The sequence below is a fragment of the uncultured Campylobacter sp. genome (genome assembly GCF_938045625.1).
Taxonomy (GTDB): Bacteria; Campylobacterota; Campylobacteria; order Campylobacterales; family Campylobacteraceae; genus Campylobacter_A.
Genome location: NZ_CALIAV010000054.1, coordinates 1 through 14,801 on the forward strand (window position 1 = coordinate 1; position 14,801 = coordinate 14,801).

Annotated in this window: 13 protein-coding genes and 1 pseudogene; 6 read left to right on the forward strand and 8 right to left on the reverse strand. The window is 44.0% G+C overall.

The genetic code is table 11. The annotated features are described in order from the left end of the window. Window positions 1–988 precede the first annotated feature (988 nt). The 5 genes from Q0386_RS05310 to Q0386_RS05330 all read left to right on the forward strand — a co-directional run bounded on the left by Q0386_RS05310 (window position 989) and on the right by Q0386_RS05330 (window position 5,400). The gene (locus tag Q0386_RS05310) at window positions 989–1,129 is read left to right on the forward strand and encodes a hypothetical protein (RefSeq protein ID WP_299028114.1); all 141 of its coding nucleotides are present in this window, start codon (window positions 989–991) and stop codon (window positions 1,127–1,129) included. 139 nt (window positions 1,130–1,268) lie between these two features. Continuing rightward, window positions 1,269–1,928 carry a hypothetical protein gene (locus tag Q0386_RS05315; RefSeq protein ID WP_299028116.1) on the forward strand — a complete coding sequence of 220 codons (660 nt, stop codon included), beginning with the start codon at window positions 1,269–1,271 and terminating at the stop codon, window positions 1,926–1,928. 547 nt (window positions 1,929–2,475) lie between these two features. Continuing rightward, window positions 2,476–3,492: a tetratricopeptide repeat protein gene (locus Q0386_RS05320; RefSeq protein ID WP_299028119.1), complete on the forward strand. Its 1,017-nt coding sequence runs from the start codon at window positions 2,476–2,478 to the stop codon at window positions 3,490–3,492. Between the two features lie 435 nt (window positions 3,493–3,927). Beyond that, window positions 3,928–4,782 carry a bifunctional UDP-sugar hydrolase/5'-nucleotidase gene (locus Q0386_RS05325; RefSeq protein ID WP_299028121.1) on the forward strand — a complete coding sequence of 285 codons (855 nt, stop codon included), beginning with the start codon at window positions 3,928–3,930 and terminating at the stop codon, window positions 4,780–4,782. A gap of 39 nt (window positions 4,783–4,821) precedes the next feature. Beyond that, window positions 4,822–5,400 (forward strand): 5'-nucleotidase C-terminal domain-containing protein, encoded by a 579-nt coding sequence (locus Q0386_RS05330; RefSeq protein ID WP_299028148.1) that lies wholly within the window; start codon window positions 4,822–4,824, stop codon window positions 5,398–5,400. A 260-nt stretch (window positions 5,401–5,660) separates the two neighbouring features. On the opposite strand, the gene Q0386_RS05335 is transcribed toward Q0386_RS05330, so the two are convergent. The 8 genes from Q0386_RS05335 to Q0386_RS05370 all read right to left on the reverse strand — a co-directional run bounded on the left by Q0386_RS05335 (window position 5,661) and on the right by Q0386_RS05370 (window position 14,314). Further along, a complete protein-coding gene (locus tag Q0386_RS05335) occupies window positions 5,661–6,194 on the reverse strand; it encodes a DUF2393 family protein (RefSeq protein ID WP_299028124.1) in 534 nt (177 codons plus the stop codon). Then, window positions 6,194–6,721, reverse strand: coding sequence for a DUF2393 family protein (locus Q0386_RS05340; RefSeq protein ID WP_299028127.1), 528 nt, complete (start codon window positions 6,719–6,721; stop codon window positions 6,194–6,196). The genes Q0386_RS05335 and Q0386_RS05340 overlap by 1 nt, the downstream gene beginning before the upstream one ends. Window positions 6,722–6,800: 79 nt before the next feature. Beyond that, window positions 6,801–7,661 carry a bifunctional phosphoribosyl-AMP cyclohydrolase/phosphoribosyl-ATP diphosphatase HisIE gene (gene hisIE, locus Q0386_RS05345; RefSeq protein ID WP_299028130.1) on the reverse strand — a complete coding sequence of 287 codons (861 nt, stop codon included), beginning with the start codon at window positions 7,659–7,661 and terminating at the stop codon, window positions 6,801–6,803. A 274-nt stretch (window positions 7,662–7,935) separates the two neighbouring features. After that, the gene (locus Q0386_RS05350; protein ID WP_299028133.1) at window positions 7,936–9,039 is read right to left on the reverse strand and encodes an SPFH domain-containing protein; all 1,104 of its coding nucleotides are present in this window, start codon (window positions 9,037–9,039) and stop codon (window positions 7,936–7,938) included. 8 nt (window positions 9,040–9,047) lie between these two features. Beyond that, window positions 9,048–9,962 (reverse strand): branched-chain amino acid transaminase, encoded by a 915-nt coding sequence (locus tag Q0386_RS05355; protein WP_299028136.1) that lies wholly within the window; start codon window positions 9,960–9,962, stop codon window positions 9,048–9,050. A 115-nt stretch (window positions 9,963–10,077) separates the two neighbouring features. Further along, window positions 10,078–10,917 (reverse strand): hypothetical protein, encoded by an 840-nt coding sequence (locus Q0386_RS05360; protein ID WP_299028139.1) that lies wholly within the window; start codon window positions 10,915–10,917, stop codon window positions 10,078–10,080. Between the two features lie 303 nt (window positions 10,918–11,220). Next, a complete protein-coding gene (locus Q0386_RS05365; protein WP_299028142.1) occupies window positions 11,221–12,060 on the reverse strand; it encodes a DUF3737 family protein in 840 nt (279 codons plus the stop codon). A gap of 406 nt (window positions 12,061–12,466) precedes the next feature. Beyond that, on the reverse strand, window positions 12,467–14,314 hold the full coding sequence (locus tag Q0386_RS05370) for an aryl-sulfate sulfotransferase (protein ID WP_299028145.1): 1,848 nt from the start codon (window positions 14,312–14,314) through the stop codon (window positions 12,467–12,469). Between the two features lie 234 nt (window positions 14,315–14,548). Between Q0386_RS05370 and Q0386_RS05375 the strand changes: the two are divergent. Continuing rightward, window positions 14,549–14,801, forward strand: a pseudogene (locus Q0386_RS05375) (thiol:disulfide interchange protein); the annotation flags it as partial.

The following is a 14,801-nucleotide window of genomic DNA, read 5'->3' on the forward strand; positions in this document are numbered from 1 at the left end:
ATTTTAATCTTTTGCATTTGTAGGTTTTGGGTTTGCCTTTTGGCTAGCTTTCGGGCTTGCAGTGAGATATCCCCATCTATTTGAGATTTGATCGTCGGCTCTATTTCTTTAAAGATTTTCGTCTATATTTATATCAATTGTCAGCAATTGCTTTTTCATAACTTCCACTCAAAATTTTTATCAAGTCATTGGTTATATAGCTTTTGTTTTTAAATCACTCCAACGCATCCTAAGTTTACGCCGTCATATAACAGCTGCGCCTTTACTATTTAGCATTTTGATATTTGCTAAATACCATGACGGCATTAAAATAGATATTTTAATTACTCTTTTGATTTTTAGATGTCTGGTCTATTACCTATCGAGTTGTTCTGCCGTCGGCTTCTTATCGACAAACGGAATATTAAATACAACCTCCTTGGCAGTCGGATTACCTTTAACTAAAACACCTTTGTTCGACGTTCGCTCTATTGCTTCGTGTTGGTATGCTTGCGCTATCTCCTTGAGCTCTTTGTTTTTCTCTCTAAGTTTTAAAATTTGATCTTGAGCCGCTTTAAGATCTCTGGCGATCCTAGCCGGACGCCATTAGCTCAAGTCTCCCCCGTGACACCATAAATGCTTTATTTATCGGTATTTAAACCGCCTCTTTTGCAGTTTTCCTTTCTTTGATTTTTTTCTTAAACCATAGTACACTTTTGATAAAAAGTGGTACAATTTTTCAGAATTGTTTTATTTTACGCAATACTTTCTATAAATTTGATTTTACTTTACTGTTCGATGAAAATTTTAGATTGCAAGACGAGTGTATGTAGATTTATCTTGCTTTTACATAACGTTTGAAGGGAACTATAAATATTTCAAATATTAGAATTTAGCTGTTCTATTTCATAAAAACAGTTATCGCCATATAAAAACTAAAAATATAAGCATATAAAAAACTCTTAATTTACTTTCAAATTTAGTTTTAAATATATTTTAAGGAGTAGTAATGGAAAATATTTCAGAAAAAGAAGGCAGTCTTTTGGTCCACGATAGAAATTCAAATGATATCATAGATGAAGGAAGCGAACTGTTTGGAAATTTTACTCCTTTAAATCCTAGTAATAGAAATTTAGCCGTAAATGGATAGTAGCTTGAAAATCTCCAAACCCGAACAATGATAATATTGAATAAAATCAACGTAATCAGCATTACGTGCTAAGTATAGAATAAGCTAAGAAGCAGTATAATTATTTCATTTTATATTTTTATACTGGATTGGTTTAATAATGCCAAATAACCCCGATAAGACATTAGAAGAAGAGTATATTGAATTTAGAAAAAATAACTATTTCGGTAAATGCTTTATTTCTTCACTATATGTGCACGTAGCTTTGTTGCTTATTATTTTTATTTTGCCAAACCACATAATGAGCTTACTGCCTTTACTAAAATTTTTTACACACATCATGAAAAATATTTTTCCAAATATAGAATACTATTCTAATGCAAGCAATTTACCTGAATTATGTGAATTTTATTTTAGCTACTTATGGCTGGTATGTCTTATGATATTAATATGGTGTATTATGCAATCGCCGCAATTAAATCATGAGGCTAAGCAGTTTTTTGGAACATATGAATATCTTAATAAAGGAATATTTCCTGAAAAATTTATTAAAATTGAAAGCAGTAAAAAAGAGCGTATGATAACTATCTTTTGTGTTATATTTATTGGATATGCTCTGTATATAAATTACAATGGCTACTTAATAAATAGCAGTATATTTTCAGAATGGGTGTCAGATAGACTCGGGATGCTTGCTATGGGCGTTTTTCAAAATTTAACTATTCATGTAGCAATAGTATATATTATGATTAACATATATACTATTATACATATTAAATGGCTACATAAAAATACAAATATAAATTTTAGGCCCAATTAAACTTAAACGGACTCTCTCTTATAAATTTCAACAGTTTATGATATAGCTTTCCTGTGTATTTTTAGCGTTATATCTAAATTCTATTCGCTACGCTCATTACTTTTCAAGAATGCAGTTCTAAACGTAACTTACCGCTCCCTTGTGTGAGCCTAATTTAAAAATATATCCTTTCAGTCAATCTCAGCAAGCGCTCAAAATAATTCAGTATAAAATATTTATATTTGCCAAATTTCGCAAAAATAATACAGATAAAGAAATCATTAAATTTATCCTAAAAATAACCTCGTTATTAGTAAAATATAGTATAATCAATAATAAACAAATTCCACACAAGGAGATAGCTATGAAGAAACTAGTTTTTATCCTTTCTGTTGCGTTGTTTACAATATCCGCTCATGCGGAAAGCAGTACTGTAATCGCAGAGTAACTAAGATCGGCCGGCAAAACCGTAGAGTCTCTCGCCTACGATAAAGAGGGTTGCCTGAAAGAGAAAAGTTGGTTGTCTTGCGAACGACTCGCGAAGCATTACGATACTACGAAGCCGGACATGCCTTGCGATTCGGAAACGGTCACGGAGTACTACAAAAAGTGCTGCGATTATTCAAAAAACAAGGTCCAACTATGCTGCGACAAGGGCTATCCAAAAGAGCTTGAGGAGAAACGCGATGCGGCTTGCAAAGCAAAAGATGCTAAAAGTTGCGGCACGCTAGCCTCCATCGCACACAGACAAAAAAACTATGAAAAGTCGTTTAAGTATGCAAAAAAAGGCTGCGATGACGGAAAAGACAATACCTCCTGCGTACATCTTGCTTATATGTATTATTACGGTCAGGGCGTTGAGACGGATTATAAAAAATCGTTTAATCTATATGAAGGATTATGCGAAAGAGGCATATATAGTATGTGCCCCATCCTGAGCCACTTCTATACGGACGGCGTAGGCATGAAACAAGATATCAAAAAGGGTAAGGAAATTTTAGAAAAACTTTGCTACGATAAATATCCAGAAGGCTGCGCCAATCTAGCCGCACTCTATGAAAGCGATAAATACGGCATGAAAGACGATAAAAAAGCCACAGAACTTTATACCATGGCTTGCAAACACAATCCAAAAGGCCCGGCATGCGACAAGATAGGCGGCATGAGCAAGAGGCTTGAGTTTTTTTGTACCGAAAAAAAGCGCGGTTATAGTTGCGTTGAGCTGGCAGATACTTATTACAGAAACGATCTGGAAAAGAAGTTATATTTTTACAACAAAGCTTGCGAAATCGGATTTGAACGCGCTTGCGGCCAGATTGCTAGTATCGCCGAGCAAAAAGAAGCTTCAGAAAAACAAAAATCTGCTTGCGACGAAAAAAAGGACGGCGAAGCTTGCTTCCAGATAGCAAGCTCCTACAACTACGATCCGAAAAATCAGCTGTATTTTTACGAAAAAGCTTGCGAATACGGATATGGACAAGGATGCTACGAGGCTGTAAAATATACTAACGATCCGGAAAAAAGTTGTATTTTTTTGACAAAGGTTGCGAATACGGGCTCGCGTATACGTGCCTCTATGCCTTAGACCTCGTAAGGGGAGATAATAACAAAGCGATGGAATATGGATACAAAGCATGCAAACTAGGTGATACTGCAACTTGCAAAAGAATTGAGGGAATCGCTAAGAAGGCTTGCGACGGAGGCGATCAAGACGGTTGCAAGTGGCTAGATACAATAAAAAATCGTAAATAAATTTAAATTTGAGCCGAGTTTAAATTTGCTCTCGGCTCAAATAAACTAAAAGATTGCGAAATTTTTAGTTAAATATGCGACTTTAAATTTTCTACTAAAAACGGTTTTAGTTTAAGCAAGACGCATGAAAGAGAGCAATCTAATAAAAAAGAATCAGGAACCGATAAAATTTTCTATAAGGAGAGTGTTTTATGGTTTGCAAACATTTTATTTTACCACTTAAAATTCTTTTCGTTTTTACCGCTTTTTCCTTTAAGGAGGCGACCAGATGAATCCCGCACCGAATTTAAAAAAACTAACACTACTTCACTCCAATGATTTGCACGGAGACTTTTTGGCCGAGCAAGTGGACGACAAACTAGTAGGCGGCGTCTCTATGCTGTCCAGCTATATAAATCAAGTCCGCCAAACCGAGAAAAACGTCATCTACGCTATCGCAGGCGATATGTTTCGAGGCTCGATTATCGATTCGGAGTATAAAGGGATTTCTACGATCGAGATCATGAACGCCCTGGCGCCAGATATCGCTACGGTAGGTAATCACGAGCTAGATTACGGTATACCGCATTTGCTTTTTATTGAAAAGTGTGCCCAGTTTCCCATCATAAACGCAAATTTGTTTATCAAAACCAATCACGCCCGTCTATTTCCGCCTTGCTACATCATGGAGCTTGACGGCATGAAAATCCTTTTTATCGGTATCATTACCGATGCAGTTTTAGCACAGACCAAGCAAGACTACCTGATCGGCTCTTTTATCGGAATCGAAGAGGTGGCGCGAGAGGTCGGGCGAATCTGCAACACCTACAACCGAATCGATATCGATTTTACGGTTTTGCTAACTCACATCGGTTTTGAGGCTGATAAAGAGCTAGCCGCTATGTTGCGACCGGAATGGGGCGTCGATCTGATTATCGGCGGGCATTCCCATACCTTGATGGAGCAGCCTTGCGTCGTCAATGATATTTTGATTGCGCAAGCTGGCGTCGGTACCGACCAGATCGGACGATTTGATATCGTGGTCAATACAGACACCAACAGCATCGAAAGCTATAAATGGCAGTGTATCCCCATAAACGACAAATACTGCCCGGTCGATGAGCAAATAGAGAATTTGATTTGAAAATATAAGAGCGTAACCGATCAAAAATATACTCGCGTCATCACCCGTTTTAGCTGTCCGCTAACGCACCCGCAGCGCAACACCGAAACGGCTTTGAGAAATTTGTTTGCCGATATTTTAAAAAACAGCCTAGGCATAGATATTATGTTGCTTGGCTCAGGCAGTATTCGGGGCGAAAAGCTAGGACCGATCGTGGATTACGGCGGTTTGGTCGAGATTTTTCCTTATGATGACGGCGTTTATATGTTCAGAGCGGACGGGCGAACCTTTCGCCAAATTATGCGCTATCTACTGCGAGACGACGCCTTTTTGGGAACAACGGAATTTTATCAGTTATCGCAGGGGCTAAAACTCGCCTATTCGCGCTCCAACCAAGAAATCATTAGCCTAACTTATCGTGGAATAGAAATAGCAGATGACGATATTTTCACGATCGGTCTACAAAACTACCATTACTGTAATTTAGAAAGCTTTTTTGGCGTTAGCTTTGAACATGTAAAAACTTTCGGTACTCCCAAGATGATTGCTACTTCTTGCTTAGATATTTTAGAAGAGTACTTAAGCACGCACAAAGCTATTCGGCAAGACGTCGAGGGGCGATTAACGATTTTGGATTAAAGCGTTTTTTGACCAGCTGGAGCTGCTTTTTAGGACTCTCTTTTTGGTATAAAAAGAGAGCCTGCTTTTTGACAAAGGTTGAAGTATGGGTATTTTAAAAATGTCGTAGTTTGCAGCTAGTTTACTCAAAATTTCATAAACACACTACCCAAAACGCATTCGCAAAGAAACAAGCCAAAAGCGTATTTTCTTAGAAAACTAGGCAAAATATTGACGAATTTTGATAAAAAGTAGAATATTCGGGCAAATTTACCCGCGCCCTATCTGCACTCGAGCTTCGTTATCGTTTGGGTATTAGCAAAGTACGACGGGTACGGCATAGAGAGGCTAAAATTTCGTATTTGTTTTGGCGCGATATTTTTAGCGACGCTAGCGGTGATCTCCGCGACGTTTGAGCGCTCCTCGCCGCGCGAAAATAGCGATAGTCCGCTAGGCTTAAAGATAGAGCCCGCGATCGTGTCCTTGCTCACGGGGTTGTTGATGAGTTTGACGGTCAGATCGCAGTTTGCGATGCTAAACTCGCCCGTATTTCGCAGCGAGCCCTTAAATACGATGGTTTCGTTTCTTAGTACGCGGTGACCTGAAAACTCCGTCAGCACGGCCTTTTTGGTGTATTTATCCACGATCATCATAAAAAAATATCCAAGCGTCAGCGTCGCTATTACGTTTATCGCAATGTAAATTTTAAAAAAATTCGGATTTTTTTCACCGCGCGCTATCAACGCAAAAAGCACCGATAGTAGCGCCAAAACCGCAAGCGCGATGAGGTGAAATACGTTAAAATACCCTTCCATCAAAAGCACTCCGAACTTGTCGTTACGTTGTAGTCCTGTGCGCGAAAGTTATTTACCACGTGCGTGATCTCGCGCGTCGCGTTTATGTCTAGCACGTCTTTTAGCACGATATTTTCCCTCAAAAACGGCTTTAGCTCATTTGCGTAACGGCGCAGCGTATTGCCCGAGTTTTTGTAAAAGCTAAGCCCGATTTCGCAGTAGTTAAACGGCTTTTTTGAGAGATTTGTTAGGCGCAGATCCACAAGCAGCGTATTTGAGTACTCAAGCTGCTTGGTTGAGACTAGCTCGAGCGAGCGGGTTCGCAAATTTTCATCTAAAAGCTTAGGCATAAAATACGCCCCGCACCCAAGCCCTGCGATAGTGACGATCATCAGCGCAAAGCCCGCAAAAAAGGACTTTGACGCGACATAGACGCAAAGCGAAACGAGCGCTAAAAAGGTCAAAAACATCCAGATATAGGCGGCAAAATCCACCCAGCCAAGGTGCATCAGATAGAAATTTAAGCCCTGTTTTAGTTCGTTTATCATCTTGCCTCTTTGCTTCGTTTGCCTTGCGGCGAGCCAAATTTAAACTCCTCCTGCATAAAGCGTGCCAAATTTGACCGCCCTAACCTTTTCGCGAGTTTTTTTCCTCTATGCCGCTTAGTCCGAAACGGCGCGCAAGCTCGGCCTTGACGCGGTCGGGGTGCACTCCGTGTAGCGCCAGCGCCACTAGCGAGTGAAAACATAGATCCGCCGCCTCGTAGACGATCTCCTCGGTCAGCGTTTTTGGCTTTTGGTTTTGAGACGTCTCGGCTTGGCTGTTTTTGTTTGCGGCGTTTTCGTTTGAAATTTTAGCAAAATTTTCGTTTTGGGTTAAATTTGACGAAATTTGATCGCCGTTTGCGGCAGAGTTAAACTGCACAGTTTTGTTTTTGCGCACCGAGGCGTCCTTGCACGCCATCACGAGCTCCGTGGCCTCCTCGCCAACTTTTTTTAGGATTGCGTTTTCGCCCTTTTTAAACAAGCTCGCGACGTACGAGGTCTGCGGATCGGCGTTTAGCTTGCGGTCTATTATCGCGTGATAAACCTCGTCGATTATGCCGTAGATCGGCCTTTTGGCTTGGTTTAAATTTTGCCCGTCGGCGCTGGTTAAATTTGACTCGCCGCCGTCTCCCGAAATCTTTCTAAAAAAGCATGATTTTGCGCCGGTGTGGCAGGCTATGCCGCCGTTTTGAACGACTTTGAGCAGTATAGTGTCGTTGTCGCAGTCTAGGAAAATCTCATCTATCGCTTGCGTATTTCCGCTCTCCTCGCCCTTTTTCCAGATGCGGTTTTTCGTGCGCGAAAAATAGTGCGCAAAGCCCGTTTTTAGGCTCAAATTTAACGCCTCTTCGTTCATATAAGCAAGCATTAAAACCTCGCCGCTCGAGCTTTCTTGAACGACGGCAGGCAAAAGACCGCCTACTTTTTCCCAATCTATTTTCATTTTATTTCCTTTCGGCTACGGGTTTGGCTCGGCGTGCGGGCAAATTTTAAATCCCAAATTTGACTTCAAATTTAAGTATAAAAAGGCAAAGTTTTTTGCAAAAACATTTCGCTTCGCAAAAAACTTCGCCTGTTTCGAAATGATTTTGGAGTTACTTGGCCAAATTTAGCGACAAACCTGACTCTTGCTTGTGATTGTAACCACAAGAGAAACAAAACCCCCGAAAAAGCGCTCGCCCGCAAAGCGCAAAAAGGCGAGCCGCTTCAAGCAAAAGTTATTGCGTTATCGCGCTTTGCTTCGCCTTATCCTTAGTATCCACCCAGATATTCGGCACCGCTCCACCAGGCGTTAAGAATATCTTCGCGTCTTTATTTTCGCGCAACGCCTCGTTAAATTTAGCCTGCGTTTCGATCTGCTTTAAATTTAGCAAATTGTGATCGAGGCTTTTTGCGACCTCTTTGTTTGCGTATGCCTGCGCGTCGGCTTCGATCTTAGCGGCGTCCGCGCGACCCTGAGCCTCGATGATAGCGGCCTTTGCCGTACCTTCTGCGAGGGCTGCTTTTTTGAGCGCCTCTTGATTTGCGCGCTCTACTTCGTACTTGGTTCGCTCGGCCTCTTGTTTAGCGATTTGTACGCGTTCGATCTGCTCTTTTACCTTTTCAGGCAAGATAATCTCGCGCAGCTGCACGGTTAGTAGTTCGACTGGTTTATTTGGCTGCGCGTCGATGTCCTTGCGGATACCCTCGTCGATAGCCGTGGCTAGGTCGTTTCGCTTCGTCGGAAGCTCCTCGGCGGTGTATTTGCCTGCGATACTGCGCACGACGTCGCGCACGACGGGATCGACGATCTTATTTTCCCAGCTAAGCCCCCAAGACGCGATCGTTTGAGGCGCATTTTCCGGATTTAGGCGGTACTGCACGGTGATGTCGATGCTAACAGGCAAGTTTCTCGCGTCCAAAACGGAGATCGAGTTTTTGCGGATGATACCCGCTTGAGCCTGTGCGCCGTACTTTTGCGCCGCTTCGCCCATATCTTCGCCCGAAGTGTAGTTGATGAGGCGCACGCGCGTATCGACCACGATGACTTTTTGCAAAAACGGGATAAAAAAGTGTAGTCCCGGCTGCATCGGAGACGGGTCGTATTTACCCAAATTTGACTTAATACCCACTTCGCCTGAGTTTATCGTGACGAAAGGCTGCGTGAGCGCGATCACGGCCACGAGCGCGATGATGACGTAGGCAAAGGCCGAAATTTTGCCAAATCCTTTAAAATCAGGCGTTTTAAAATTTACTTTTGGCCCCTTGCTCTCGCCGCCGTTATCGTCTCCGCCGCCGGAGCCTCGTTTTTTATTAAAATAATCGTTCAAATCTGCTGGCATTTCGTTCCTTAAATGTAAGTTAGCATCGAGGCGTATTTTGGATTGCGTCCGTAAACTACGTCAAAATACGCGTCTTGTAGGCGTTTAGTTACCGTGCCGCGCTCGCCCGTGCCGATAACGCGGTTGTCGATGTTGCTTATCGGAGTGACCTCAGCCGCCGTACCCGTAAAAAACGCCTCGTCCGCAGTATATGCGCGGTCGCGAGTGATGCGCTCCCTGCGTACTTCGATGCCTAGGTCGCGAGCGATTTTGATGACGGTATCTTGCGTGATGCTAGCTAGGCTGCTGTCGTTTGGAGGAGTGATGAGCGCGCCGTCTTCCACGATGAAAAAGCACTCGCCCGGCCCCTCGGAGATGTAGCCCTCACTATCAAGCAGTAGCGCCTCGTCGTAGCCGGCCTCTTTGGCTTCGTAGTTTGCCATTTGCGAGCAGAGGTAGTTCGAGCTTGATTTCGCGCGGCTCATTTGACCACCGACGTTTAGTTTGGCAAAGCTTGAAATTTTCACGCGGATGCCTTTTTTAAGCCCCTCTTCGCCTAGATACGCACCCCACTCCCATGCAGCGATTGCCGTATTTACGGGAGCTTTGGTGTGAGCTAGACCCATCACGCCGTAGCCTAGGTAAACGATCGGGCGTAGATAGACGTTTGATTTAAATTTATTTGCGCGAAGTAGCTCGACCTGCGCGTCTTCAAGCTCTTTTTGCGTGTATTTGACGTTTAGGATCGTCATTTTGGCTGATTTTAGTAGGCGCGCGGTGTGATCGCTAAGGCGAAATATCGCTAAGCCTTTATCCGTCATATACGCTCTTGTGCCCTCAAATACGGCGTTTGCATAGTGAAGCGAGTGGGTTAGGACATGGACTTTGGCGTCCTCCCATTTGACTAATTTTCCATCCATCCAGATAAATTCGGAAGGGTTCATTTGGCATCCTTTTTCATAAAATTTGCTGAGTGTAGCTAAAATTTCTTTAAAATTTTGTAATGTTTAAGATTTGGGCTTAAAATTTTGAGTTTTCGGGGTAAATTTTACCCCAAATTTACAGCTTCTCCGTCACTGCATCCTCGATGTTTTCGGCAAAAGGCAGCACGAGCGTCTTACGAGATCCAAACGCGCTATGCCACAGAGCTTTTTTGATTGCTTCGTAAGGCGTATCGTAAATTTTAGCCAGCTCTTGCAGTAGCTCCTCGGCCTTATCGTCGCTTAAATTTTTACGGCGATAAAATAGCATTAACGTCGCGCCGATACCGATAAACTCAAACCCGAATCGCTCGTTCATCATCAAAATAAACGCATACGTCTGCTCAGGTTCAAAATCGTCCGCAAAATACCCCTGAATCATTCTCGCAAATACGTCCGTACTGCGCTCGCAAGGGCACAGATACACGTCGATATCCTCGTCAAGAGCGTTATAATCGCGGGTATTTAGGTATTCTAAAGCCTTTAATTTATCGGGATAGTTTAGGCTAAATTTACCGTAAAATTCGCTGACTTCCGTCTTATGCTCAGGGTTATTTAGTTTGCTTAGCATTAAACGAAACTCAGCAGCCGGAAAGTCTCGAGCGTCCGGATTTTGCGCGCTATACTCTTCCTCGTCAAGCATCTCGTAACTAGAGCTTGCGTGCATATTCGTGTATTCGCATTGCGGGGCGTTTTCGATGATAAAAAGCGGCTTAAATCCCGCATGCTGCTCGCACAAGCGATTATATGCGATCGTGACGGCGTTCATATTTTGATGAGCGTTAAGGACGCCGTATTTTAGGGTAAAATTCGCTTCGCGCGTGTAGCGCGGATCAGGCTTTGCAAACCTAAACGAAATAAGCTTTTCAGGGCGACAAATCGTGTAAAAAGCTAGTTTTAATTTCTCAAAAAACGACATATTTTTTCCTTTTTAAATAATTTAATTATTTAGTTTAAGGGGGTAATTTAAACCAAAAACGGCTTAAATCTCAAATTTGACCGCAGACTTTTAATCCAAATTTGACTTCAAATTTTAAATAAAAAACAATATAGCGAAGCATTTTACTTTTTACTTTACGCTTATGCTCGCAACAAGTATACGAAGCGGAAACTAGCCCAGCAGGATACATATAGTAGCAACCGAGTTTGGACGATATTTTCTTCCGTTTGCAGTTGCGACCGCAAGCATAAGTATAAGTGAAAATACGAGCCGGCAAAACCGCTATTTTTCTAAAATTATCCTAGTAGCGGCCGGATCCACGCACTCTTTTTGCATTATTATTTCGCCTATTTCTTTTGCCCTTATCACGCCTGAGAGCGGGTTTTTCACGCTAGCTATGCCGCCTAAAATTTCCGCGTCCACGCTTGAATACTCAAAGGCTAGCGTCGTATCTAGCGTCTGGCAGCCGCGCAGCACGAGATTTTGCACGTAGCAAAGCCCCTGCAAGCTCTCTATCACGCAGTTTTCAAAGGTCACGTTTTTGCTGTTCCACGCGAGGTATTCGCCGCTTATAAAGCTATTTCGCACGGTCACGTTCTCGCAGTTCCAAAAGGCGTCTTTGCTAAGCAGTTTGCTATCCTCGACGAGCAGGTTTTTGCAGCCGTCAAAGCCGTAGTTCCCGTCCAAATTTAGCCCATAAACGCGCACGTTTTCGCTGTTCATCGCAAAATAATCCCCGCGCGCGCAGACGTTTTTTATCTCTACGTCCGCACAGCTCCACAGCGTCTCCTCAGCCTGGGTCAAATTTACGTTTTCTAGCCTTACGTTTTGGCACCTGCGGAAGGATTTTGGCGCCTGTATTAGCGTATCTTTAAAGCTAACCTCCCGCGCGTACCAGATGCCTGCGCGCGCCATTTGCAGTAAAAATCCGTCCTCCACGGCGATGTTTTTGGTGTACCACAGCGGATATTTCCACTCGAAAGTGCAGTTTTTTAGGCGCAAATTTTGCCCGTGCTTTAGCGGCGACTCGCCTGCCGCAAACCCGCACCGCTCAAACTCTGCGTCCTTTGCGCCGAACATCGCGCGCTCGCCGATAAATTTTTGCTCGACAAATTTTTGCATATTTCGCCTCCGTCGTTTTTGTTGATTATATCGGTTTTACGGCAACAAGGGTGTAAATTTTAAAAATCTGAGCGAAATTTATGAAGCAAACGGGTAAATCTAAGCAGCAGTAAAAATCCAAGCGTTTAGGCGTTGCTATTGTCTTTCGGAGTCCTATTTTCCCAAACGCCTGGCAGGAAAAGGTAAGATTTAGACTATCGCAAAGGATGGAAACGCGAGCCTAAATTTTACCTCTTGCGGTCAAATTTGCCGTATCCGAGCGAGTGCGGTAGGGCGTCAAATTTGATCTAAATTTAAAGCCTGCGACCCATCAATTTGAGCGGGCAAATTTAACCGAGCCGCAAGCGCAAAAATCCAAATTTACCGAAAGCGGCCCCAAAGCGCACCGGTCGGGAGCCGCTCAATTTTACTTTTCAAACGCCTTTTCTAGACTAAACGGAAACGCCTGATAGCCCATCGCATTGGTCATTTTGATTTCGATTGACGGCTCTTTCGCGCCCCATTCAAACTCGTTGATATGCGGGCTAGGTACGCCTACCGGACGACCTTTGACGATGTCAAACTGCATGCCGGCAACCGCGGAGTAAACCATCACGCTATCTAGGTCGTCTTGATACTGCGCTAGCGAAGTAACAGAGCTGTACCACTCGCTGCCGCGCTGTTTGCCGTATTCCCAGACCTGCTCGACGGTCTTAGCGTTCTCGTCGATTTTATAAACGACCGCGCGGGAGTATTTCATACCCGCCATCGCAGGCTGCTCCATACCGCGGGTGTCGCCGTTGTCAAAGACGGTGAGATAGACGACGCCTTTTTTGGACTTGCTGTCGATTCGGAAAGCCGTATGCTGTGTCCACTGCCAGTCAAACCCGCCCGTTTCACTCTCGTAGCCAGGGCATTTTGAGTACTCGTCCTCGCAGACGATTTTTTTGCCGTCTTTATCTACAGGCTGGAGCAAGTAGCCCTTAAACTGATCCTTCCAGCCTTTGTGCGCGCCCATTATCCATTTGACTTTTTTGTCGCGGCCGATCTTGATGACAGCATCTTGGTGGCGGCTGGAGATGATGATACTATCGTCGCTTGGATCATAATCCACGCTATTTACGTGCGCCCAGTTGCGTCCAGGGCCCGAGCCCACGATGTCGCCCCATTTTTCGTTCGTATCCATCGCGGCTAGCTCGTCCGAGCTAGCGGTGTGGCCCGCCTTGCTAGCGTCGATGTTTAGGCACACAGCGCCCTGATCGAGAGTTTTTAGCACGATGTCGCGGTACGGATCGAGAATTTCATACAACCTAAAATCATCCACGACGTTGCCGTCTCTATCGACCTCAACGATGACGTCGCGCACGGTGCGGACGTTTTTACCGTCGGCGCGTTTATAGTTGGCGTTTGCCGCGCGCAGGAAGTAGTGTCCGTTTTGCGCTACGTCCATAGAGTGCGAGAAGTCGTTGTAGCCCGCAGGTAGCTCGCGGTTAAAGATTTCGCGGCCCATTATGTCGTATTTGGCGTATCGCTGCCCATAGCCCCACGTCATCGCGCCGTCGTCGTTTTGCTTAAAGCCCATCATGACGCCCGCGGAAAAAGGCTGCTTGAGGTCGTAAATTTTACTAGGTTCTAAATACCAGCGCACTTCGCCTTTGGTGTCTAGCACGAAGTTGTTCGGGCTGTAGTTCCACTCGATCGCGCCGCCTGCGGGGTTGTTCCACACGACTTTGGTGCCCTTGCCGGTTTTATTTACGAAGTTATTTACGTAGTAGAGTCGGTTGGCAAATTTGGCGCTCGGAGCCTTTACGACTTCGATTTTATCAAACAGCGCGCCCTTTTGAGACGGCATGCCCGAACTCTCCAAATAGATCGCCGGAGCGTAAATTTTATAGGTTTCTTTTACGTGCTCGGTCCCACCCTTATAAATTTTATCATACTCGACCTCGACGGTGTTTTGATAGTCAGGGTAAAGTCCGAAAACAGGGATTCCGCCATGAGTGCGAAGGTGCTTGTCGGCGACTTTATAGCTGATCGTTTGACCGTCCGGTTTTGGCACGATAGTGACTTTGGCGTTTGCTAGCGTGTAGCCGCCGTTTTTGATGACCGCCGTTAGAGGCGCGATGTCGTACGGGTTTACGACCACTTCGCCGATCTTGCCGGGGATACCGTAGTCGATGTGTGCGCCGCTAGGTCCGCCGATAGCCAGTGCTGCCGTGCTTAGACCGCCTAAAAGCGCCACAGCTAGCGCAAATGAGGAAAGAGTTCGCTTCATCTTATTCTCCTTTGAATTGGTTTGATACCGTAATTTTAATCAACCTCGCTAACGTAGAAATCACGCGTTTATTAAAACTTGCTTAATTGTAAAAAATAATTTCAAATTTTATCTTTTGTGCCAAAATTTAGTCGAAATTTTATAAATTTAATCTAAAATTTATCTTAGCGTGAGTTCTGCGGCGGCGAGAGGATATAAAATTAACGCAAACAAAATCATTTTAAGGAGCACTCCATGAACCTACTTTCTAAATTTAGCAAAGGCTTTCTAGCAGTCGCGATGTTTGGCGCCCTTAGCGCAGCTGCGTTTACCGAGGGCGAGGACTATGTAAAGCTGCAAAAGCCGCTACCCGTAGAGCAAAACACACTGGTTAAGGTCTTTAGCTACGCATGCCCGTTTTGCTACAAATACGACAAAACCGTAACACCAAAAGTCGTAGAAAAGGTCGCGGGGCTAAAATACGTGCCGTTTCATCTAAAAACCAAGG

Bases quoted from the DNA above. Each gene is read 5' to 3' on its own strand.
- Q0386_RS05310 (WP_299028114.1), top strand. From the start codon at position 989: ATGGAAAATATTTCAGAAAAAGAAGGCAGTCTTTTGGTCCACGATAGA.
- Q0386_RS05315 (WP_299028116.1), top strand. From the start codon at position 1,269: ATGCCAAATAACCCCGATAAGACATTAGAAGAAGAGTATATTGAATTT.
- Q0386_RS05320 (WP_299028119.1), top strand. From the start codon at position 2,476: ATGCCTTGCGATTCGGAAACGGTCACGGAGTACTACAAAAAGTGCTGC.
- Q0386_RS05325 (WP_299028121.1), top strand. From the start codon at position 3,928: ATGAATCCCGCACCGAATTTAAAAAAACTAACACTACTTCACTCCAAT.
- Q0386_RS05335 (WP_299028124.1), bottom strand. From the start codon at position 6,194: ATGGAAGGGTATTTTAACGTATTTCACCTCATCGCGCTTGCGGTTTTG.
- Q0386_RS05340 (WP_299028127.1), bottom strand. From the start codon at position 6,721: ATGATAAACGAACTAAAACAGGGCTTAAATTTCTATCTGATGCACCTT.
- hisIE (WP_299028130.1), bottom strand. From the start codon at position 7,661: ATGAAAATAGATTGGGAAAAAGTAGGCGGTCTTTTGCCTGCCGTCGTT.
- Q0386_RS05350 (WP_299028133.1), bottom strand. From the start codon at position 9,039: ATGCCAGCAGATTTGAACGATTATTTTAATAAAAAACGAGGCTCCGGC.
- Q0386_RS05355 (WP_299028136.1), bottom strand. From the start codon at position 9,962: ATGAACCCTTCCGAATTTATCTGGATGGATGGAAAATTAGTCAAATGG.
- Q0386_RS05360 (WP_299028139.1), bottom strand. From the start codon at position 10,917: ATGTCGTTTTTTGAGAAATTAAAACTAGCTTTTTACACGATTTGTCGC.
- Q0386_RS05365 (WP_299028142.1), bottom strand. From the start codon at position 12,060: ATGCAAAAATTTGTCGAGCAAAAATTTATCGGCGAGCGCGCGATGTTC.
- Q0386_RS05370 (WP_299028145.1), bottom strand. From the start codon at position 14,314: ATGAAGCGAACTCTTTCCTCATTTGCGCTAGCTGTGGCGCTTTTAGGC.